This window comes from Mesorhizobium delmotii (assembly GCF_900149755.1).
GTDB lineage: Bacteria > Pseudomonadota > Alphaproteobacteria > Rhizobiales > Rhizobiaceae > Mesorhizobium > Mesorhizobium delmotii.
The window spans coordinates 533,942-556,462 of the sequence record NZ_FUIG01000013.1 but is presented as its reverse complement, the minus strand read 5'-3'; the positions used below and the strand labels follow the sequence as shown (position 1 = coordinate 556,462).

18 protein-coding genes are annotated in these 22,521 nt (G+C 61.4%); 7 read left to right on the top strand and 11 right to left on the bottom strand.

Translation table 11 applies throughout. The features are described from left to right. Window positions 1-47: 47 nt before the first annotated feature. From exoK to BQ8482_RS04145, 4 genes are all read right to left on the bottom strand, one after another. Window positions 48-917, bottom strand: a complete 870-nt coding sequence (gene exoK / locus BQ8482_RS04165; protein ID WP_123146380.1) for an endo-1,3-1,4-beta-glycanase ExoK — start codon at window positions 915-917, stop codon at window positions 48-50. A 181-nt stretch (window positions 918-1,098) separates the two neighbouring features. After that, the gene (locus BQ8482_RS04160; protein WP_123146379.1) at window positions 1,099-1,497 is read right to left on the bottom strand and encodes a single stranded DNA-binding domain-containing protein; all 399 of its coding nucleotides are present in this window, start codon (window positions 1,495-1,497) and stop codon (window positions 1,099-1,101) included. Window positions 1,498-1,782: 285 nt separating this feature from the next. After that, the gene (locus tag BQ8482_RS04155; protein WP_123146378.1) at window positions 1,783-2,796 is read right to left on the bottom strand and encodes a glycosyltransferase family 2 protein; all 1,014 of its coding nucleotides are present in this window, start codon (window positions 2,794-2,796) and stop codon (window positions 1,783-1,785) included. 438 nt (window positions 2,797-3,234) lie between these two features. Beyond that, the gene (locus BQ8482_RS04145) at window positions 3,235-3,573 is read right to left on the bottom strand and encodes an exopolysaccharide production repressor protein (protein WP_244602612.1); all 339 of its coding nucleotides are present in this window, start codon (window positions 3,571-3,573) and stop codon (window positions 3,235-3,237) included. A 532-nt stretch (window positions 3,574-4,105) separates the two neighbouring features. Between BQ8482_RS04145 and BQ8482_RS04140 the strand changes: the two genes are divergently transcribed. The 3 genes from BQ8482_RS04140 to BQ8482_RS04130 all read left to right on the top strand — a co-directional run bounded on the left by BQ8482_RS04140 (window position 4,106) and on the right by BQ8482_RS04130 (window position 7,128). Further along, complete coding sequence (locus BQ8482_RS04140; RefSeq protein ID WP_095493866.1) at window positions 4,106-4,780, top strand: sugar transferase; 675 nt, start codon at window positions 4,106-4,108, stop codon at window positions 4,778-4,780. Window positions 4,781-4,951: 171 nt separating this feature from the next. Further along, on the top strand, window positions 4,952-6,160 hold the full coding sequence (locus BQ8482_RS04135; protein WP_123147368.1) for a polysaccharide biosynthesis/export family protein: 1,209 nt from the start codon (window positions 4,952-4,954) through the stop codon (window positions 6,158-6,160). 179 nt (window positions 6,161-6,339) lie between these two features. Beyond that, a complete protein-coding gene (locus BQ8482_RS04130; protein WP_244602611.1) occupies window positions 6,340-7,128 on the top strand; it encodes a class I SAM-dependent methyltransferase in 789 nt (262 codons plus the stop codon). Between the two features lie 316 nt (window positions 7,129-7,444). On the opposite strand, the gene BQ8482_RS04120 is transcribed toward BQ8482_RS04130, so the two are convergent. Continuing rightward, entirely contained in the window at window positions 7,445-8,707 is a 1,263-nt protein-coding gene (locus BQ8482_RS04120) for an O-antigen ligase family protein (RefSeq protein ID WP_123147366.1), read from the bottom strand. Between the two features lie 456 nt (window positions 8,708-9,163). Here BQ8482_RS04120 and BQ8482_RS04110 point away from each other — a divergent pair, with 456 nt between their 5' ends. From BQ8482_RS04110 to BQ8482_RS04100, 3 genes are all read left to right on the top strand, one after another. Then, the gene (locus BQ8482_RS04110) at window positions 9,164-10,093 is read left to right on the top strand and encodes a TIR domain-containing protein (protein WP_123146374.1); all 930 of its coding nucleotides are present in this window, start codon (window positions 9,164-9,166) and stop codon (window positions 10,091-10,093) included. Between the two features lie 201 nt (window positions 10,094-10,294). Next, window positions 10,295-11,047 carry an SDR family NAD(P)-dependent oxidoreductase gene (locus tag BQ8482_RS04105; protein WP_123146373.1) on the top strand — a complete coding sequence of 251 codons (753 nt, stop codon included), beginning with the start codon at window positions 10,295-10,297 and terminating at the stop codon, window positions 11,045-11,047. A 38-nt stretch (window positions 11,048-11,085) separates the two neighbouring features. Beyond that, entirely contained in the window at window positions 11,086-12,429 is a 1,344-nt protein-coding gene (locus BQ8482_RS04100) for a glucoamylase family protein (protein WP_123146372.1), read from the top strand. A gap of 131 nt (window positions 12,430-12,560) precedes the next feature. Here BQ8482_RS04100 and BQ8482_RS04095 read toward each other — a convergent pair whose 3' ends face one another. Then, on the bottom strand, window positions 12,561-13,997 hold the full coding sequence (locus BQ8482_RS04095) for an aldehyde dehydrogenase family protein (RefSeq protein WP_208867610.1): 1,437 nt from the start codon (window positions 13,995-13,997) through the stop codon (window positions 12,561-12,563). Between the two features lie 269 nt (window positions 13,998-14,266). On the opposite strand from BQ8482_RS04095, the gene BQ8482_RS04090 reads away from it, so the two are divergent. After that, window positions 14,267-15,298, top strand: coding sequence for a hydroxyacid dehydrogenase (locus tag BQ8482_RS04090; RefSeq protein WP_123147364.1), 1,032 nt, complete (start codon window positions 14,267-14,269; stop codon window positions 15,296-15,298). A 30-nt stretch (window positions 15,299-15,328) separates the two neighbouring features. On the opposite strand, the gene BQ8482_RS04085 is transcribed toward BQ8482_RS04090, so the two are convergent. From BQ8482_RS04085 to BQ8482_RS04065, 5 genes are all read right to left on the bottom strand, one after another. Then, entirely contained in the window at window positions 15,329-15,814 is a 486-nt protein-coding gene (locus BQ8482_RS04085) for a hypothetical protein (RefSeq protein ID WP_123146371.1), read from the bottom strand. A 154-nt stretch (window positions 15,815-15,968) separates the two neighbouring features. Continuing rightward, on the bottom strand, window positions 15,969-18,920 hold the full coding sequence (locus BQ8482_RS04080; protein ID WP_123146370.1) for a nitrate reductase: 2,952 nt from the start codon (window positions 18,918-18,920) through the stop codon (window positions 15,969-15,971). A 2-nt stretch (window positions 18,921-18,922) separates the two neighbouring features. After that, complete coding sequence (gene nirD / locus BQ8482_RS04075) at window positions 18,923-19,252, bottom strand: nitrite reductase small subunit NirD (protein ID WP_123147363.1); 330 nt, start codon at window positions 19,250-19,252, stop codon at window positions 18,923-18,925. A 5-nt stretch (window positions 19,253-19,257) separates the two neighbouring features. Then, window positions 19,258-21,708, bottom strand: a complete 2,451-nt coding sequence (gene nirB / locus BQ8482_RS04070) for a nitrite reductase large subunit NirB (protein WP_123146369.1) — start codon at window positions 21,706-21,708, stop codon at window positions 19,258-19,260. Between the two features lie 4 nt (window positions 21,709-21,712). Beyond that, window positions 21,713-22,510, bottom strand: a complete 798-nt coding sequence (locus BQ8482_RS04065) for an ABC transporter ATP-binding protein (protein WP_123146368.1) — start codon at window positions 22,508-22,510, stop codon at window positions 21,713-21,715. Between the last annotated feature and the right edge of the window lie 11 nt (window positions 22,511-22,521).

Here is a 22,521-nt window from a genome sequence, read left to right as displayed (position 1 = left end):
GTTCAAGACTTCGGAGCGCTTTCGGTCCGGCCGGTTCAGATTAGTCTTTACTTTATGCTGCATGCCAGCGATTCCGGAAACTGGCATGGCTGGCCCAGTGCCGTGAATGCGACGCGGTCAACTTGCATGGTGAGCTTGCGGCCCGGATCCGAAAACGGCCCCAGCCATTCCTTCATGGTGTCGCTGCCCCAGTGGCTGAAGAATATCTTTTGCGCATGGCTGGGCAGCTTTGCCGGATCGCTGATCGTGTTCACCAGTTGGCCATTGACGTACCAGCGCAGCCGGTCTTTCTCCCAGACGAAGGCATAGTCGTTGAAAGCCTTGTCGGTGCCGCCAGCTACATCCACTACTTTCTCATTGTTGCCCTTGCCGGCTATGTAGGCGTTGACCTGCACCTTGGACGTGTCCTTGGTCAGCACCTCGAAGTCGATTTCATCCCACGGCTGCTTATCGGTGGGGCCGATATATGTGAAGAAGGCGGCGTTGATGCCGGAGCCCGCATCGGTTTTCAGCCGCGCCTCATAGGTGCCATAGCCGAAGCGCTTCTTGGTCTGGATCTCGCCACAGGCAAAGTCGCGATCCTTCAGCTTCCGCTTTTCGAAACCGAGCGTCAGCTTGCCGTCGGAAAGCTTGACCTGGCTTTTGGACCAGGTGCAGTTCTGATACTTGCCGTTTGTCCAGCCGTCTGCAATGTACCAGCGCGCACGGTCGAAGCTGGTGAAATCATCGACGAACGATGGCGCAGTCGGGATGTCCTGCGAACGGGAAGGGGTCGGGCTTGCAATCAGGCTGCCGAGTGCGACCAGCAGAAACGCGCCGCCCGAACATAGCTGCCTCAGGTTCCCTTGCCTGATCGTGCGCGTGAACGGCCTGTCGCCGGTTGCTGGGGTGGACGTGCTTTTCGGATCCGCATTCATACCAAACTCACCTTTGTGCTGTGCGCCCCCAACCCAAAGTCGACGTTCAAACCATGACGAAACGAGATGATCTTGACCGTCTGCCAATACCTTCCTTGTGTTGCCTGTTTTTTTGTCCTGTGCAGCCTTTTGCTGTGGCACCAAACCCCTTCCCTGTGGCGCCACCCAGGATCCTTGAAGTTCACCCCGCGCCGGCAGCCGGCTTGGCGAAATCAGCCTTGGTGGTCGAGCTACGCTCGACGCTTTCGTCGAAGATTGCATCCAGCGAATGACGGAGATCCTTCATTAATTCGTTCTGGCGCGCGAGCGCCGCGATGCGCCGCTCGCAATTCAGGATCGACTTCGTCAGTTCGCTGACCTCGGCGGATCTACTGGAGGAGGCCGCCCCATTCTCCATTGCCTCGACCAGAAAGGCCGCGTTGGTGGCCTTGGTCCGATAGCGATTCTCAAGACCGTTTTTCTCCGCCTCGACCTCGGCTGCGATCTGGTCAAGCAGCTTTGCCAGGCGGTCAAGGCGCGAGATGTCGGTCTGCCTGTCTCGGGCCGGATCCCTTGATCTAAAGCCGAATATCGAGACCATCCGCTCAGTTTCCTGTCATGGTCGGCCTGGCGCTCATGGTCGGCCTGAGGCCACCCCCGTGCCCGTCCGGGCCAACAAAACCTTGTCGCATCGTCCAGCTCCTCTGACAGGGGGACATTTTCGGGCCGATTCAAACAGCCAACCAAAATTGCTGCACCGCAACATACATGCCATCCCCAAGGCGAGTAGGCAACCACCTAGTGTGGCGAATCGGAAATTCGCATCACATTGGGGCGGGGTAAGGGCCTGTTGACAGGATCGGCATGGCACGGGCTGCGGACAAGCTCAAGTCTCGCCGGCCGGGCTGGTTGCGGCCATGAGAAAGCGCAAAGGCGGCACAGGCTGCTTTGAGCCAAAGCCAGCGCGGCGAAACAGCGCATCCAGCTTGTCGGCGGCCACGCCGCGGACGATGGGGATAAGGTTGGATTGGCTGGCCAGGGCGTAGGCCGCAGCCGATGTCAGCCCCTGCTCATTCTTCATGTCGAGGAAGTTTCGCAACCGGTACTTGTCGCGTACCTGCCGTTCGTGCCTTCTGAGCACGGCCTTAGAACCTTCCGGCAAACTGTCGATCGCCAGCAGCGCCAGATCCGCGTCGGCCAGACGCTTGAGATCCTGCGTCCTGTGCCGGCCGCTGAGGGAATCCGCGCGGACGATCGCGCCATAGCCGCAGGACCTGATGACCTTGAAGCGCGCACCGCAAGCCACCGCGCGCGCGTAGAGTTCATAGTCTTCGCCCAGTCGCAGGTTTTCGTCATAGTGCAGCCCATGCCGGTCGAGAAAAGCACGGCTGATCACCGGCTTGAGGAAACCCAACTCACCTCTCTGCACACGGCGACTGGAGATGTTGCCTTCGATGAAACGCTCGAAATCGAGGAACTCCGGATCGGGCGAGAACCGCGGAGCGGCGATTTTCGAGACGTCGGTGGCCGCGTCGTCCCTGATCATCATGATATTGTCGGCAGCGAAATCCCAATCGGCGCTGGCGAACAATTCGCGAAATCTGCCCGCAAGAAAAAAATCGTCGGCGTCCAGAATGCTGATGAACGGCGATTTGGAGCTGGCGATCGCGGCGTTGCGGGCGAAGGAAGGACCGCCGTTGACGTCAAGCCGGATTACGGAAAGCCTGCCGCTGCCATCGTCGGCCGCCCGAGCGACTTTCGCGGTATCGTCGGTAGAGGCGTCGTCGACGACGACGACTTCCGCCACCTCCGGCTCGCGCAATGCCGATGCGATGGCAACCGGGATTGTCCGCGCCGCGTTGCGGGCAGCGATGATCACGCAGACCTGGGGTTCTGTCATCAATTCGCCTCTCGACTGCACGGTAGCTCCGATTCCTCGCCCTTCCCCGTTGAATGTCCAATGCAGCTCTCGTTCTCAACGACTGCCGGCTGTTTGAAAAAGCGTCAGCCGGCGCTTATGCTGCAGGTGCGAAGCAAAGCATCGTCAAAATCATTCGCCCCGTCCAGTCTTTCCTTTCGGTGTCGCCTCGGCGCAAATCTATGGGCGATGAATGCCAGCGGATAGACGGGCCGCTTCGCACACCGTCCCGGCTCATTCTGGATGGAGCCGTCAGCGCACTCGAATCGGCGATCATCAGGTCGATCGACAGGGTTTTAGGCAATATTAGCGGCTGAATCAGAGGATCCGAGGCTGAAGGAAAATCCGGAAGCCGGTTGTCCAGGATGTTGTCGGGCGAGCAGTCCCCCAGGAATCCGATTGACGCTACCTGTCGTCAGGTCAGTGGAGGCTTCTCCTGGCACTGAACTTCTCGCCATCGGCCGTTTCGGCCGAACTCAGCTTTCGTTCGGCATCGCGAATCTTATCAGCCGACGTCGGGGGATTTCTGACAACCATGACGAAAACCAACAGAAAGTAGCCCAGCTGGATGACAATGGCGCAGGCTATAGTGCGAAACAGCGTTGTGCCTAGCGAAGCGCCGTCGAGATAAGACCAGGCGGCCACGATCGCCAGGGCGAAAATCATGCCGACAATGAATTTTGGTAGCGACATACCCAGCCCGTTAACCTGCTCGGGCAAAAATCGATGATTGACCCACCCCGAGCCTCCCTTCGCCATGCGAGCTGTTGAGGCCGCTCGCTTTTTGGCCGGTTGCTTCCGGCCTTCCCACGCTGTCCATACTCTGACAGAAACAATTTGCAACTCTATTAAGGTGTGCAATAGCGGGCAAGGCCAACGGCAAATTATTTTGGATAAGTTCGCGGGATCGAGTCCGCCATGTTGCAATGCACACATCGGCATCACGGCCAATCACCCGGTATGGACTCACTTCAGTAAGAGCCGCAATATTAACCAGTATTTTACCTTAACGGCTCCCTACATTTTACAAAGCTGAAGCACGATAACACTCGAGGATGCGACACAAAGAGCGATTCGCCAAAAATCAGCCTCAAAAAGGCACTAGATTTTTCACGGTCGCCCATAATTTGTCATAAACTCGCCATAAAGTTCAAACTTTGTGCAGGATCAGTTTATTATTTAGTCAATTCATGACGTGATTATTTCAGGCGCTCAAGAAATTGTGTGTTGCGATGCAGCATTTTTTTGATATCGTGCGGCAAACCATCCGTTCAACGTATGGAGTTTACGCATGAGGGACGTAGCCAAGCCGGCCGACGCGGAATTTTCGCAGGCCGGTATCGATTTTCAACCAATCGGCGGCCTGCTCAAACGCAGCTTCGATATTGCCGGTTCACTGATTGGCCTGGTTGCTCTCAGTCCGCTGTTTGTGATGGTCGCGCTGCTTGTCAAATTTTCCGACGGCGGGCCGATTTTTTACGGTCACAGCCGGATCGGTCGGGGAGGACGGATTTTCCCGTGCCTCAAGTTTCGGACTATGGTACAGAATGGCGAACAGGTGCTGGCTGCATATCTTGCCGCCAACCCGGATGCCAACGCCGAATGGATAGCGACCCGCAAGCTCAAGAACGATCCGCGCGTCACGCGCGTCGGGGCCGTGCTGAGGAAGCTCAGCCTCGACGAATTGCCGCAGATCATCAACATCCTTCAGGGCGACATGAGCCTTGTTGGTCCTCGCCCCGTCGTGCGCGACGAGCTCGAAATCTACGGCAGTTCGGCTGTTTATTACTTGAAATCGCGCCCCGGCCTGACCGGGCTCTGGCAGGTCAGCGGCCGCAACGACGTTTCCTATGACAGCCGCGTCGCATTCGATCGCCACTATGTCGAGAACTGGTCGCTATTCGAGGACATTCGCATTATCATCAAGACCGTGCCTGCCGTCTGGATGTCGCGGGGCTGCTACTGACCGGCCGGGACCCGGTCTCTGTGCAGGAGCGACTGTCCTGACGCCAGACATTCTGCAGCAAGCTTCATCGGGCGGGGCAAAAGCGGATCGGAAAACGTTCAGTTGAAAACAGACATCTTCGAAATCTCCAGCGCCGGCACCGTCAGCAATTGCATGCGACGGATGCGGCTTATGACCACTTACCTCGCGCTGGCGCTCACCATTCCCCAACTCGCCGCCGCCGATGAGTACCGCCTTGGATCACAGGACAAGCTGACCGTCCGCGTGGCCGAATGGCAAACTGTTGAAGGCACGTTCCGCGACTGGACGGCCGTCAACGGAGAGTACACAGTCGGCCCGGCCGGAACATTGTCCGTGCCGTTCGTCGGCGAGATGCCGGCATCCGGCAAGACGACATCGGAGATCGCGGCAGCGATCGGCCAGGCGCTCCAGCGCAAGCTCGCCCTGGCGGACCGGCCGGAAGCCTCCGTCGAAATGGCGCAGTACAGGCCGTTCTACATTTCCGGGGAGGTCCAGACGCCGGGCCAGTATCCTTACGTGCCGGACCTGACCGTGCTGAGGGCGATGAGCATCGCCGGCGGTGTCCGGCGGAGCCCAGAAGGACAGCGGTACGACCGCGACATGATCAACGCCAAGGGCGATTTTGACGTTCTCCAAGACCAACGGGTCCGACTGATCGTCAGGCGCGCCCGCATCGAAGCGGAGATCGCGGACAAGCCGACATTCGACGTACCGAAGGAGTTGGGCGACGATCCGAAGCTGGCAAGTATCGTTGCCGACGAGATGGCGATCCTGACAGCCGACCAAAAGAAGCTCAAACTGCGCCTTCAGGCGCTCGACGACTTGAAGAAGCTGCTGCAGAGCGAGATCGAATCGTTGCAGAAAAAGATCGTCAACCAGCAGCGGCAGGTCGACCTGGCAAAAGAACAGCTCAGCGGCATCGGTTCGCTGGCCCAGAAAGGCCTTGTCGTCAACACGCGGATTCTGGGTTCGCAACAGACGATCGCCGACCTGGAAGGCCAGATCCTGGATTACGACACGGCCATCCTCACCGCCAAGCAGGCGATCAGCAAAGCCACCCAAGATGCCATCGACCTGGAAAACACCCAGAATGCGGACCTGGCCGCCGACCGGCAACAGGTAGAAGCCGATCTCAGTGCAACGATGCTCAAGATGAACATGCAAACAGGCCTGATGGCCGAAGCCATGTCGGGGAACCCGGCACTGCAACGCTATCGCGACGGCGAAGAGCCGGCAATGACGTTTAGCCTGGTTCGGATGGTCGACGGCAAGACCAGCGCAATCACCGCCAGCGAAGACACGCCCGTACTGCCCGGGGACGTGATCAAGGTGAAGCTGGTACCGATGGCTAGCCAATAGGCCTTCGAGCGATCGGCTGATCAGATCACGCCGAACAGATCGACTGGATCGGCGAAGAGTTGGACTCGGACGAGTTCGACCTTGAACTCGCCAACACTGTGCTCGCCGCCCCCGACAAGCCGGCCTACCGCCAACTCGGGACGTGAGTAATTGCAGCGCAAGGAGATGTTGTGCTTTAGTTGCAACTTAAATCCGAGGAGGACTTTGTCGTGCACAGTGAAAGGGACGAAATCGTCAGTCGAGAAAGAGAATTTCACAATCTCAGATTCAGTCAAGAGGAGGATCCAAGAGGAAGCCTGGACAAGTGGTATCGAACAATTCGTCACGGCGCTAAACGTCAAGACGAGCAGATAAAACGCCTTTCGAAGAACGCAGACGTGCTCGAGTACGGTTGCTCCGATGGCGGGTGGTCCCTGCATTCCCTGCACCTGCCCGATCTTTGCCGATCTCTGACGGGGATTGATATTTCGGATGTAGCAGTAAACAAGGCGAACGAACGGGCGAGCACGCTTGGAAGCACGAACGCTACATTCCTGGCGATGAATGCGGAAGCCATGTCCTTCGAGGACAACAAGTTCGACCTGGTGTATGGACGCGGGATCATCCATCACCTGGACCTGGACCGGTGCTTTTCCGATGTGGTCCGCGTCTTGAAGCCGAACGGCGTGGCGTCCTTCTACGAGCCGATGGGACACAATCCTCTCCTGAATGCCTTCAGAAGGCGGACACCCCTTATCCGCACCGCCGATGAACATCCTTTGTTAATTTCGGACTTCGCGTTGGCCCGCCGCTATTTCAGCAATGTCCAGGTGGACTATTTCGGCCTGTGCTCCGTAGGAAGCGCGCTAATGCCACGAAGCATCTCGGAAACCGTCTACACCGTTGGCAAAGCTGTCGATTCGGTGGTTCTGACGCTTCCCTTCGTGAAGCGGTTCGCATGGTATGCGCTCCTAACCCTTAGGGCCTGATCAATAGGTGGCAAGCCCAACTCTGGCGAGGGTGGAAGGGGCAAGTGCCTCACGCCACCGCTTCAGAAGCTGCCCGGGTGACGATTGTTTGGCCTGGGCGCTGTTAGGCGGCGTCTTCGTACGAAGCTCAATTATCTGCCTGGCGTCGAAATCGGGGATCATCGCGTAATTGGATCTGGGTCCGTGGTCGCCCCCACGAAGCATGGCTGCGGGAAATCCTGCCCGAATAATTCGCGAATTTGTGACGTCCCAGGATTACATTTATTTTGATACTAATCTTAGCAAACGAACATCAAGACGATATTTGGCGCTTTGCTTAGCCCCTTGCGGTTTCTGGTTCCGCGAGGTTGGCTGCGGCCCACCGGGGACGGGCGACAGGCACCCTCACCAGCTTGAAGTAGCTGTAGTACAGGAGGAATGAGCCCATGATATAGGGGTTGAAGGTATCGATCTCGACGAAGGACCGGATGAACAGAAGCACCATCACGCCGGCAAGAATCACGGACTCAGCTTGCCATGTCCTGAATATCAACGCCGATATATGGCCCCACAGCGTGCGCACAATGATCAGCGACATCAGCGTCGCCCCGACATAGCCAAGCTCGACGAGGGCTTCGATATAGGTGTTGTGGAAGTGGAAGCCGCTTCGGGTCGTGATGTAGAATTCGTTCCAAAGCCGCTCGGCCTCGGCGAAACCCTGCACCCAATAGGCCGCGTAGCCGACGCCGAGGATCGGTGCTTGCTGCGCCGCATCCCAGCCCTGCTCCCAGAGATAGGTCCGTCCGGTGAGCGTGGAATCCTTTCCGAAGGCGCCAAGGATGAAATCCAGAAGTCCCGCAAAGGCAACCACGGTGACCACGACCAGCCCGAATGCGCCGACCAGGAAAATCACCCGTCGGTAGCGGAGCGAAAGCTTCTTGGCCATGGTAAGCAGAGCCACCAGAGCGAGAGCTGCCGGTATCGAAGCCGTCGAGGTGGCGGAATGCGCCATGACCAGCAGATAGGCCGACAGGACGAGGACCGGCGCCGTCAGGAAAAGGCTTGTCCGGCCGCGTCTGAGGAAGACCAGGAAGACAATGCAAAAATAGATGCCGAGCGATGCGACAAAGCCGATCTGGTTTTTGGAGCTGAATGCGCCGACGAAATTGTACGTCCCGTCGAGCATATCATAGGAATAACCCCCGACCTTCAGCGAATAGAGCAGAACGACAAAAATCCCAATCAGTGAGCCTATCGTCAACGTTCGGACGCTGACGGTGCGTGCTGCAATGTAGGCGCAGGCGATATGGGAGCAATACTGGATTGCCGTCCTCAACGTGATGCCGGGGGCATCCGACCAGAACACCGAGAGGCAGACGTAGAATGCAAACGCCAGCGGGAGCCACGCGCTGGAGGCATGTCGCAACAGCCGCCGGTAGTCGACCAGGATCAGGGGAAGCCAGACCGCATAGTAGGCCAGGATCAGGATCTGGCCGAAAACGGAAGAGTAGGAGAACGCCCAAACGGAGATGGCAACAGCAAATGTGCCGTAGACCGTGCTCTTCTCCGGGTCGACCAACAGAGATTTTGGAATCTTCATCTCGGTAGCGAATTCCCGTCCATGCAGTTCAATGCCGATTCGCCGCCGCGCCACCATGCGCGAACGCTTCCATTGTGCAGTGCAATATAACCCATCCCCCGCAGCCTGTCACCCAAATGAGGCAAAAACAGCCATAAGGCGCCCCGGGACGGCGGTAAAAGGCCACGACAGGCCGTGCGGCAAGAACCCGAGCATCCCGGCGCACGGCTGGGCATCGCTGTCGGCGCCGTCAAAAACCATCGCCGCCGCATTTATGAGAGGCTCGGCATCACCACCGCGCGGAACTGTTTTTGCAGTTCTTTCAGCACCGGACCGAAAATAGCAGCTGGCATTCGTTGCATCCATTGCAATGAATGAGGCCGTCCGCGTACGCTATCTCCGGGACAACCAGACGATGGCCACACGAACAATTGGCAGGCGCTGGTCGTCCCCGATCTGCTGGGTTGGAGCAAACGGATGGACAAACCTCGAATCTTCCTGGGCTCTTCGGGGAAGCAGAAAAAACTGCTGCAGGCGCTGACACGCGGTCTTGAAGACATCGCGCATGTGGAACCTTGGACGACGTCCTTCAATCCGGGGACAACCACCCTGGGGCGCCTCCTCGAGCTTACGCGTGAAGTCGACTTCGCCGCTTTCGTGTTCGCTCAGGACGATTGGACCAGTGTGAGCCAGCCGGCATCGTCTGCGACGGCATCCGCTCAAGCTTCTCCACGAGACAATGTGGTTTTCGAGGCCGGGCTTTTCGGCGGAGTCCTTGGAATGCGCCGGACGTTCATCCTCCATGCCAACGGCTCCAAGCTTCCAAGCGATCTCCTCGGCCTCACCTCCGTAAGGTATGGCGAGGCGACGACCAGCGCGGAGATGAGGGCGATCAACCAAAAGCTTCGGAATGCGATCGAGAACGAAAGTCGCGTCGCCCGCATAGAGGGCTTCTGGTGGCAGTTTTCCCTGACGGAGCGCTCCGCCAGGGAGCCGTCCGCCGTGAGCCTCTTGCGTATCTCGCGAGGCCGCGATGGTGCGCTGGAGTTGGCCGGCCGCTCATGGCAAGAGAATGGCAGTCTGTCAGCCAGATACTGGAGCGAGGCGGTAAAGGAGAGAAAGGAGCCTCCCGGCATCTTCTACTTTTGGAATGGAGAACGGCCCTTGGATGCGAACGCGTCGCAGTTGTACGGGACGGGAGAGATCCGGCTGGAGTCCGCCGATCGCGCATCCGGGTATTTCACGACGCGCGCGGACACGAACCCCGAGGTGAATGCGCGCACGTCCGGGGTCTACCTGCCCGCCGATCCGGAGGACTTAAGCATCCTGGACGGACGCGACAATCAGCGGCGCGTGGAGTTGATCGCAGAGCGGCTGAGCCATTGGAAGTCGATCAAGAACGTCTGAACTGCGCCCATGGGAGTCGCTTGGACGGCCCTGCCGCCTCGCCGCGACCGCAGCCCCAGTATCATATGGAGGTAACAGCCAGGAGGGGCTTCTCAACCGCCTGCTGCTGGCCCACCACGAAGCTGTTCGGAGGCTCCAGACTCCGGCTTGAACTTCTCTGTCGTTGACTTCACATTCGCCGCCGATTGGGAGGACGAGCACATGACGATGAGTTTTGCGGGACGGTTTGCCGGGCGGTCGGCCGTGATCACCGGTGGCGCGTCGGGAATTGGCCTGGCCGTCGCGCAAAGAATCGCTGGGGAGGGCGGGCGCATTTGCGTCTGGGATCGTGACCCCGCCCAAATCGAGCAGGCGAAGGCTGTCATTGCCGACCTGCACAGCGTGACAGTCGACGTCGCCGATCCCTTAGCGGTCGAACAGGCCGCCCAGCAGACATTCCATACCCTCGGCGCGGTCGATATCCTGGTCACCAGTGCGGCCATCACCGGACCGAACACGACGACCTGGGACTATTCGGTGGAGGATTGGCGCCGGGTCATCGACATCAACATCAATGGCGCCTTCTACTGCAACAAGGCACTGGTTCCGCACATGCTCAAGCGCAATTACGGCAGGATCGTCAACATCGCTTCGATCGCCGGCAAGGAGGGAAACCCGAATGCCTCTGCCTACAGCACCTCCAAGGCGGCGGTGATCGGCCTGACCAAGTCGCTGGGCAAGGAACTGGCCAAGACCAAGGTGACGGTGAACTGTGTCACGCCGGCGGCCGTGCGCACCGCGATCTTCCAGCAGATGAGCCAGCAGCACATCGATTTCATGCTGTCGAAGATACCGATGGCGCGGTTCGGCGAGGTCGAGGAGGTGGCGGCGCTGATCTCCTGGATTGCTTCCGAGGAATGCTCTTTCACGACGGCTGCCGTTTTCGACATTTCCGGCGGCCGGGCGACCTATTGAAGCAACTGAGGCGCGATCCAGACTGGAGTTAACGTCGCTTGCTTAGGGTCGAATCCCCCCTGTCCGACGAAGATCTGCTCGACCGCTTCCAGTGCGCGGCCTTCGGCTATTTTCTGGAAACCGTGAATCCCGAGAACGGGCTGGTCGCCGACACCTCGCGGCCAAATTGGCCGGCAAGCATCGCGGTCGTCGGCTTCGCCCTGTCCTGCTATCCGGTCGGGGCGGAGCGCGGCTGGATGACGCGAGACACAGCCGCGAAGCTGACGCTTGCCGCACTGCGCTTCTTCTGGAACAGCCGGCAAGGCAATGGCGACAACGTCACCGGGCACAAAGGCTTCTATTACCATTTCCTCGACATGCAGACCGGCCTGCGCGCCTGGCGATGCGAATTGTCGATGGTGGACACTGCGCTTTTGATGGCCGGCGTGCTCGTGGCTGGCGCCTATTTCACGGGCGACAATGACGAAGAAACCGAAATCCGCGAGCTCGCGGAAGTGCTCTACCGGCGCGTCGACTGGCGATGGGCGCAAGGCAGCAATTCGACCTTGCGGCAGGGCTGGAGGCCGAAGAGCGGCTTTCTGCGTTATGGCTGGGAAGGCTACAACGAAGCGACGATGCTCTACGTTCTGGCAATGGCCGCCCCGGACAAGCCAGCCTCGGACGACAGCTATGCCGGCTGGACGGCGACATATCAGTGGGAAAGCATCTACGGCTACGACGTGCTCTATGGCGGCCCGCTGTTCATGCACCAGTTCTCGCATGCCTGGATTGACTTCGACGGCATCCGGGATGCGTTCATGCGGGAGAAGAACTCGGACTATTTCGAAAACAGCCGCCGCGCGACCTACCTCCACCGGGACTATGCGCGGCACAACCCCTCTGGCTACGACGGCTACGGCGAAGGACTTTGGGGCCTTTCGGCGGGTGACGGACCCGGCAACTTCCGCGCGCAGATCGAGCGGCGACCGCGCAAATTTTCCGGCTACGCGGCGCGCGGCGCACCGTTCGGCCCCGACGACGGAACGATAGCGCCGTGGTCGTATCTCGCATCGCTGCCCTTCGCGCCGGAAATCTGCCTGCCGGCGCTGCGCCATCTCAGAGAACGCCACCCTGAGGTGATCGACAGTTTCAGGATGCCGAGCGGCTTCAACCCGACGCTGGCGAACCGGCGGAAGTTCGGGCCGAGCGGCTGGATATCGGATGCGCATTACGGACTGGACCAGGGCATTGTCGTGCTGATGATCGAAAATCACCGCTCGCGCCTAATCTGGGACCTGATGCGGTCGAGCACGCATATCCGTCGCGGCCTGTGCAAGGCTGGATTCAGCGGCGGCTGGCTGTCGCAGCCGGCGAGCCTCCTCCCAAGGACCCGTGCTGAATGACGGCTACTGCCCAGCTGTCGCTGTCGTGTCGGGCACGAAGATGTTCGCCCTTCCCAGCAACTCGCGCTTGCTAGGAGGGGCGTCATCGGCCGGCTCGCATGTTCGTCTGGCTTGGCAAGTCACCGATTTGATTAGCCGGCGAACGTATAAGCGGTCTTCACCGTGGTGTAGAATTCCGCCGCGTAGCGGCCTTGCTCGCGCGGGCCGTAGCTCGATCCCTTGCGTCCGCCGAAAGGCACATGGAAGTCGACGCCCGCCGTCGGCAGATTGACCATCACCATGCCGGCCTCCGAGTTGCGCTTGAAATGCGTGGCGTGCTTGAGGCTCGACGTGCAGATGCCCGACGTCAGCCCGAACGGCGTGTCGTTGGCCACCGCCAGCGCCTCGTCATAGTCCTTGACGCGGATCACGTTGGCGACCGGGCCGAAGATCTCCTCGCGTGAGATGCGCATGGCGTTGGTGGCTTGCGTAAACAGCGCCGGCTGCAGGTAGAAGCCGCGGGTTTCGCGATCGAGCCGCTCGCCGCCGAAAGCGAGATCGGCGCCCTCCTGGCGGCCGATGGCGATATAGTCTTCGTCCTGCTTCAGCTGGCTCTGGTCGACCACGGGTCCGATCTGGGTTTTGGTATCGAGCGCGTCGCCGACGACCAGCTTGCCCAGGCGATCCTTCATCGCGTCGACGAAACGGTCATGGATGCCGTCCGTCACCACCAGGCGGGACGATGCCGTGCAGCGCTGGCCGGTCGAGAAGTATGCGCCGTTGATCGCGCAGTCGACGGCGACGGCAAGATCTGCATCGTCGAGCACAACTAGCGGGTTCTTGCCACCCATTTCGAGCTGGAACTTGCGCATGTGCTCGACGCTGGCAGCAGCGACGCGCTTGCCGGTGCCGACCGAGCCGGTGAAGGTGATGGCATCGAGGTCAGGGCTGTCGAGCATGGCCTGGCCGACCACCGAACCCTTGCCCATCACGAGATTGAGCACACCCTTCGGCAGGCCGGCGCGGTGCAATATGTCGACAATGGTCCAGGCGCTCTCCGGAACAAGCTCGGCCGGCTTGAAGACAATGGTGTTGCCATAGGCCAGGGCAGGAGCGATTTTCCACGCCGGGATGGCGATCGGGAAATTCCACGGCGTTATGATGCCGACGACGCCGACCGCCTCCCGCGTGATCTCGACACCGACGCCGGGCCGCACACTCGGAAGCAGCTCGCCAGACAGGCGCAGCGTCTCACCAGCGAAGAAATCGAAGATCTGGGCGGCCCGCACGGTCTCGCCGATGCCCTCGACCAGCGTCTTGCCTTCCTCGCGCGCCAACGCCCGGCCGATTTCATCTTTCCGCGCTGTGATCTCGTCCGACGCCTTCCTCAGCACCGCATGGCGTGCCAGCAGGCCCGATCGGGACCATGACGGAAATGCCGCTTTCGCCGCCGCGATGGCCTGCCGGGCCTGCTCGGCGCCCCCCGACGCATATTCGCCGACCACGTCGTCGAGATTGGACGGGTTGATGTTGCGGGAGCCGGCATCGCCCACCCACTCGCCATCGATGAGGTTCTTTCGAAACGGGATCATGTCGCTGTCTTCCTTGTCGTCCTTCGATTGGCGTCTATCTGGACCACCGGCCGCCATACCGCAAGGCCGCCGGCGGCAAAGTTCTCCTCCTCGACAGGCATGTGCTAAGCAGGTTTCGGAAAAGTGTCCTACGGTTTTCCGATAGAAACCTGCGACAAAACAAAAAAACCTATGCAGGCGAAGCCCGGCAAGCCTGCTTAGGTGTCGAGGTGGTAAACCATGATTCTAGTATGGTGCGACGCGGATCGCACCAGGAGGAAACTGCCATGTCCGACAGCGCGTTGCCGCTGGTGATCAGCGCGCCCGAGCCACGCACGCTCGACCTGATTTTCACGCCCGAGGCACTGGCGAGATTCCGCGCCAGATACCGTATCGTCGAGACGTCGCCCGAAGGCGTCGCGGCTCTGCCGGCCGATTTGCTCGCCGAGGCGCGCTACATTGTCGGCCAGCCGCCGATCGCGCCGGAGACGCTCGACAAGATGCAAACGCTGCGCTGCGTCTTCAACGTCGAGAGCAACCTCATCAACAACATGCCGTATGAGACGCTGTTTACGCGCGGCATCCATGTCGTCACCACAGGCCTGGTCTTCGCCGAGCCGGTGGCCGAACTCGGCCTTGCCATGGCGCTCAACCTCGCCCGCGACATCGTCGACGCCGATCTCGCGTTTCGTCAAGGCAAGGAGCTGTGGGGCGGCGACGGCAACCAGACGGCACGGCTTCTCTCCGGTGCGGACGTCGGCATCATCGGCTTCGGCGATCTCGGCCGCGCGCTCAACCGGCTGCTGTCAGGCTTTCGCACGCGGACAAAGGTTTTCGATCCGTGGCTGCCGCCGTCGATCCTTATCGAGAACGGCGTCGAGCCCGCTTCGCTCGACACGGTTTTGTCGGCCAGCGATTTCGTCTTCGTCGTCGCTTCGGTGACCAGCGAAAACCAGGGTTTTCTTGGCACTGAGGCCTTTGCCAGGATGCGCAAAGGAGCCGCGTTCATCCTGCTCAGCCGCGCAGGCGTGGTCGATTTTCCGGCGCTGATGGACGCCGTTCGCAGCGGTCACATCGTCGCCGCCAGCGACGTGTTTCCGGAAGAGCCGCTGGCGCAGGATCATCCCGTGCGCTCGCTGCACGGCTTCCTGCGCTCCGCCCACGGGGCCGGCGCACTCGACATCGCCTTCAAGCGCATGGGCGACATGGTGCTGGAGGACATGGACCTCATCGATCGCGGCCTGCCGCCGATGCGTTCGAAGCGGGCCGAACGCGAGACCGTTTCGCGCATGCGTTCGAAGCCGGTCGACAAGAATTAAAGCGTCAAAGCCAGCGGATGCACGGGTTTCTCAGATGGTGAACGACCAGAACAGGCAAGCCAGCGTCGCAGCGGCGAAGACGACAAAGAACAGGCTTCTCAGCAGGATGTTGCGGCGCAGCTCGTTCATGAAGAGATGGCAGCCGACGACGGCTGCGACAAACAGGAAGCGCCAATTCAGCAGTGCCGGCAAGACATTGCTTCGATCAAAACCCCATCTGGCGGCGAGGCCGCCAATGATGGCCGCGAACAACACGATGACTGTCCAGAAGATCGCATCTGCGGCATGTGTCAGGACGACGCCGGCGACCCTTATCGGCAGGATCATCATCAGCAGCGCGCTGAAGAAGTACACGGCCGCGAGCGGGATAAACGTCCCGGCATCGGCGACGTCGTCCAAGCGTTTTGCGCCGATCGTACCATAGGGATAGCCATGCCTGGCCACCGCCAGGCTGAGCGCCATCAGCAAAGCCGTCAATACGGCGACCAATGCGAATGAAGTGAGGGCTTTGCTCATGCTGTTCCTTGTCCTTGGCGAATCGAACAAGGACGTTGGTAGACCACGGTTGTAAATGGCTGGTAAGCGGCAAAGCAGCGCGGTGACAGCTTTGGGGGACGGGCTTTACGGCAGAACCGTTCCGGCCACAGGAAATTCAACAGCGGTCGAGCATTCACTCTGCCGCTTGAAGATTTCGCGTGTCGATGATGGTCCTGATCTCGGCGCGGCAGGAGCCGCAATTGGTGCCGGCATGCAAGGTGGCGCCGATCGCTTCGACGCTGGTGCAGCCGCCGCGCACCGCTTCCGCGATCTGATTGGCGCCAACCCCGAAACAGGAGCATACGATGGCACCACGGTCGACGCGATTGCCGCCGGGCCGCCCGGCCACGATCGCCAGCCGCCCGCGCCGATCGGCGTGGTCCGCGCTCAACTGCTCCACCGCCCAGCTGCGCGACACCGCGACCGGTTTGGGCGCAAGATAGAGCGCGCCAGCCAGCCGGCTGCCGGCGAAGCGGGCGAAGCGATAGTGCCCGCCGGCGACATCATGATAGGCGAGCGTCTCACCTTGCACGTCCGCCCCGAGAAGCGAAGTCGCGAAAACCGGCCAGTCCCGGCCTGCCTTCAACGCAAACTCGAGGCGCCAGCCGGCGGCGCAGCGGGCGAGACTCCAATAGTCGGCGTCGATCGCGGCCGGCCGTTCGGCAAGCACCGCGAAGCCAAAGGCGACAGCAGCGAAGCGCTCTACGCGAGCGGCAACGTTCTTCGAGGCCGGCTGGCCTGAAATCGCATCGGTTATGGGCGCCACCAGCGCGTCGACGCGGGCGCGCGCGGAGAACTGGTCCGTCCAGTGCATCGGCACGAAGACCGAGCCCGGGCGCTGCCGCGCTGTCACCAGCGCGCGAAGCAGCACCTCGCCATGCGCGGTCGAGACGCGCACGATGTCGGCGTCGCCGATGTCGAAGTGCTGCGCATCCGCCGGGTGGATTTCGGCGAACGGCTCGGCCAGGTGCTGCGACAGCCGCGGGCTCTTGCCGGTCCGCGTCATCGTGTGCCAGTGGTCGCGAACCCGCCCGGTGTTGAGGATCAGCGGGAATTTTTCGTTCGTGCGGGTTTGCGGAACTGGACGGATCGGGATGAAGCGCGCTTTGCCATCGGGTGTGTAGAAGCTGCCGTTGGCGAAAAAGCGAACGGGCTGGCGTCCGATCGTGCCGCCCCCCTCTGGCCTGCCGGCCATCTCCCCCTCAAGGGGGGAGATTGGCAGCGTCTGCGATCCGCTCATTCCTGCAACGTCTGAGATTGGCGAAGGTCGTAGTGGCGGCTGATCTCCCCCCTCGAGGGGGAGATGGCCGGCAGGCCAGAGGGGGTCGTCCGCGACGGCCTCCACCTCGTTGGGGCGGAATGGCGTTGGAGGTGCTCCACCGACCCCACCCCGTCCCGCTTGTTTCGCTTCGCTCAACGCGCGCGCCGACCCTCCCCTCAAGGGGGAGGGTGGGCTCGGCGCTGGCCACTGGAAAGGCACCAGCGCGTCGTAGGCTTCTCCATCGGTCCCGGCGTACGCGCCTATATCGAAATCCCGCGCGCCGTCATTCTCGAATGCCGACAGCGCGGCGTGCTCTTCGAAGATATCGGCCGGCGACGCATGCGAAAACGCTTCGCCAAAACCCATCCGGTTGGCCACTTCGGCGATGATCCACCAGTCGGCTCTTGCCTCGCCGGGCGTGGCCAAAAAGGCGCGCTGGCGCGAGATGCGGCGCTCCGAATTGGTGACGGTGCCGTCCTTTTCGCCCCATGCGGCGGCGGGCAGGCGGACATGGGCGTGGCGGATCGTGTCGGTCTTGGCCAGCACGTCCGATACCACGACAAACGGGCAGGCCCTGATCGCCGCCTCGACGGCATCTGCATCCGGCATCGAATCGACCGGGTTGGTCGCCATGATCCACAGCGCCTTGATGCGCCCGTCGGCCACGGCTTGAAACATTTCGACCGCCTTCAGGCCGGGTTTTTCGGCCACCGTCGGTGCGTTCCAGAAGCGCTGGACGCGGTCGCGGTGTTCGGGGTTTTCGATCTCCATATGGGCGGCCAGCATGTTGGCCATGCCGCCAACCTCGCGGCCGCCCATGGCGTTGGGCTGGCCGGTCACCGAAAACGGCCCGGCGCCGGGCTTGCCGATGCGGCCAGTGGCGAGATGACAGTTGATGATGGCGTTGACCTTGTCGGTGCCCGAAGACGACTGGTTCACGCCCTGGCTGTAGACGGTCACCGTCTTCGCCGTCGCGGCAAACAGGCTGTAGAAGCTGATAAGCTCGTCCTCGCCAAGGTCCGTGGCAGCGGCGATTTCGGCAAGATCGAGCGCGGAGGCGGCGAAAAGCGCTTGCCCGAAGCCGGTCGTGTGCGCCGTCACATAAGTGCGGTCCAGCGCGTTATGCTGGCCGAGATAGGCGAGCAGCCCTGTGAACAGCGCAACGTCACCATCCGGCGCAATCGCCAGATGCATGTCGGCGATGTCTGATGTCATCGTGCGGCGCGGGTCGATCAGCACCACCTTCATGTCGGGCCGTTTTTCCCGGGCAGCGGCAATGCGCTGGTAAAGCACCGGATGGCACCAGGCGAGATTGGAGCCGACCAGCACGATCAGGTCGGCGAGTTCCAGGTCCTCATAGCTGCCCGGCACAGTGTCGGAGCCGAAGGCGCGGCGGTGGCCGGCTACCGACGAGGCCATACACAGGCGCGAATTGGTGTCGATATTGGCCGAGCCGATGAAGCCTTTCATCAGCTTGTTGGCGACGTAGTAGTCCTCGGTCAGCAACTGGCCCGAGACGTAGAAGGCGACCGAATCGGGGCCATGCTCGGCAATGGTTTGCGAGAAGGTCGAGGCGACGAGGTCGAGCGCTTCGTCCCAGCCGGTGCGGCGACCGTGTATCTCTGGGTATAGCAACCTTCCGTCGAGGTCGATCGTCTCGGCCAGCGCCGAGCCCTTGGAACAGAGCCGGCCGAAACTCGCCGGATGGTCGGGATCGCCACGGACGGTTACCTCACCGTCCGCGGCGACCTTCGCCAGCACGCCGCAGCCCACCCCGCAATAGGGGCAGGTGGTCCTCACCTCGCGTGCTTCGTCGATCTTCATATTCAGGCCGCGCGACTGGCCAGCGCTTCCAGCGCAATGAACAGACGCTCGCCCTCGAACCGCACCGGAACGGTGCGCACCGCACCTTCGTCGGCGCCGAGCGCCTTGCCAGTCTCCAGCGAGATCACCCAATTGTGCAGGGGACAGGTCACGGCCGCGCCATGCACGATGCCTTGCGAGAGCGGCCCGCCCTTGTGCGGACAATGGTCCTCGATGGCGAAGACCTGATCGTCTGCCGTGCGGAAGACGGCAATCTTGCCTTGAGGCGTGGCGACGCAGCGCGCGCCGCGGCGCGGAATGTCTGATATCGAGCCGATTGATACCCAGTTCATCATGATCACTCCGCCGCCTGCGCGAAGCCGACCGAAGCCATCGGCCGGAACTCGTGCTTGTCCTTGCCGGAAACACGTTCCGACCACGGGTCGACCTGCGCGAATTTCTGCGAAAAGACGAAGCGGTCGAAATAGGCCCTGCGCTTCTCGCCATCGTCCATGATCTGTCGCTTGATCTCGGCAATGCCGATGCGCTTGGCCCATTTGTAGATGCGCTCGAGATAGCGGCCCTGCTCGCGATACATCTGCGTCAGCGCCACGATATGCTCCAACGCCTCGTCCTCGGTCTTGACCAGGCCGAGCACCTCGGTGCCCTTGATGTCGAGGCCGGCGGCACCGGCGAAATGGATCTCGTAGCCTGAATCGACGCAGATCACGCCGACATCCTTGCAGGTTGCTTCCGCACAGTTCCTCGGGCAGCCCGACACCGCCATCTTGACCTTGGCCGGTGTCCACGACCCCCACATGAATTTCTCGATGCGGACTCCGAACCCCGTCGAATCCTGCGTGCCGAAGCGGCACCAGTCCGAACCGACGCAGGTCTTTACCGTGCGCAGTCCCTTGGCATAGGCGTGACCGGAGACGAAGCCGGCCTGGCCGAGATCGGCCCACACTGCCGGCAGGTTTTCCTTGCGGATACCGAGCATGTCGATGCGCTGGCCGCCGGTGACCTTGACCATTGGGATCTCGAATTTGTCGACGACATCGGCGATGGCGCGCAGTTCGGCGGCATTGGTGACGCCGCCCCACATGCGCGGCACCACCGAATAGGTGCCGTCCTTCTGGATGTTGGCGTGGACGCGCTCGTTGATGAAGCGCGACTGGTAGTCGTCGGCATACTCATCCGGCCAGTCGCAGACGAGATAATAGTTGAGCGCCGGCCGGCATTTGGCGCAGCCGCAGGAGGTGGTCCATTCCAGTTCCTGCATGACGGCGGGAATGGTCTTCAGGCCCTTGGCCTTGATCAGCCGGCGGACTTCGTCGTGACCGAGCGTGGTGCAGCCGCACATCGGCTGCACAGCCGCCGGATTGTACTTGTCGCCGATGGTCAGAACCATCAGCTTTTCGACCAGCCCGGTGCAGGAGCCGCAGGAGGCCGACGCCTTGGTGTGGGCACGCACGTCGTCGAGCGAGGTCAGGCCCTTGGCCGTGATCGCGCCTGATATCTTTCCCTTGCAAACGCCGTTGCAGCCGCAGATTTCCGCATCATCCGGCAAGGCTGCAACGGCCGCCATAGGGTCCAGGGAGGCGCCTCCCTGGTATGACTGGCCGAAGATAAGCGTGTCGCGCATTTGCGATATGTCGGTCTGCTTCTTTTTGAGGTCGTTGAACCAGGCGCCGTCCGCCGTCTCGCCGTAGAGCACGGTGCCGATGATGCGGTCATCCCTAAGCACCAGCCGCTTGTAGACGCCGGCGGCGGCATCGCGCAGCACGATCTCCTGGCGGTCCTCGCCCTCGGCGAAGTCGCCGAGCGAGAACAGTTCGATACCGGTGACCTTGAGCTTGGTCGGCGTATCCATATGGACGAAAGCCGCCGCCTCGTTGCCGGCAAGCTGGCTGGCTGCGACGCGCGCCATCTCGTAGAGCGGCGCGACCAGCCCGTAGACCTGTCCGTTGACCTCGGCGCATTCGCCGAGCGCATAGATGTCAGGATCGTTGCTGCGCATGCCGGCGTCGACGACGATGCCGCGGTTGACGGCAATGCCGGCTTCCTTCGCCAGCGCCGCATTCGGCCTGATGCCCACCGCCATGACGACCAGCGTCGCCGGGATGATGGTTCCGTCGGCGAGTTCCACCTGCTCGACCTTGCCCTTGCCTGTGATCGCCTGGGTGTTGGCCTTGGTGATGACCTTGATGCCGCGCTGCTCGACGGCGCGCTGCAAGAGATAGCCGGCGGCCGGATCGAGCTGACGCTCCATCAGCGTCGGCATGACATGCAGCACGGTGACGTCCATGCCTTGCGAGTTCAAGCCCGCCGCCGCCTCCAGCCCGAGCAGGCCGCCGCCGATGACAACGGCCTTGGCCCGCGACTGGGCGGCAAGCAGCATGGCCTGGACGTCATCGAGATCGCGATAGGTGAGAACGCCCGGCAGGTCGTGGCCGGGCACCGGAATGATGAACGGCACCGAGCCGGTGGCGATGACGAGCTTGTCATAGGGCTCGGTGACGCCGTGGTCGGAGGTGACGGTCTTCGCCGTCCGGTCGATGGCGACGATCTTGTGGCCCTTGTAGAGGGTGATGCCGTTGGCGATGTACCAGCCGTCGCCATGGATGATGATCTCCTCAAAGGCCTTCTCGCCGGACAGAACCGGCGACAGCATGATGCGGTCGTAATTGACCCGCGGCTCGGCGTTGAAGATGGTGACCTGATAGCGACCGGGCACCTGTTCGAATAGGTGCTCCAGCATCCGCCCGGGCGCCATGCCGTTGCCGATGATGACGAGTTTTTCGGTCATTGAGCTACTCCGCGGCTTCGACGAAGCGGTGGCGTTCGTAGAGGAACTTCAGCACCGCCTCGCGGCAGCGCAGGAAGGTCCGGTCGGAGGAAAGCTCGATGCGCCGGCGTGGTCGGGCCAGCGGCACGGGAAGCACCTCGCCGATGGTCGCCGATGGACCGTTGGTCATCATGACGATGCGATCGGACAACAGCACCGCCTCGTCGACATCGTGGGTGATCATGATCGTCGTCGAGCCAAGCCTCGAATGGATATCCATCACCGCATCCTGCAGATGGGCGCGCGTCAGAGCGTCGAGCGCACCGAAGGGCTCGTCGAGCAGCAGGATCTTCGGCTCCATGGCCAGCGCGCGGGCGATGCCGACGCGCTGCTTCATGCCACCCGATATCTCGGCGGGTCGCTTGTCCCTGGCATGCGCCATTTGCACGAGGTCGAGATTGCGCATGATCCAGTCGTGCCGTTCGGCCCGGCTCCTGGTGCGGCCGAAGACTTTCGACACCGCCAGGTTGATGTTTTCGTAGACAGTGAGCCAGGGCAGCAGGCTGTGGTTCTGGAACACCACGGCGCGTTCAGGACCGGGGCTGTCGACCTCCTTGTCTTCGAGCAGGACCGCACCGGCGGACACTTTCGTCAGCCCGGCTATCAGGTTGAGCAAGGTCGACTTGCCGCAGCCGGAATGGCCGATGATCGAGACGAATTCGCCCTTGTCGATGGTCAGCCGGATGTCCTTCAGCACCTCGCTGACCTGACTGCCGCGAGCGAAGGATTTGTCGATATGGTCGAGTTTCAGGTAGGCCGTCATGACGCCTCTCC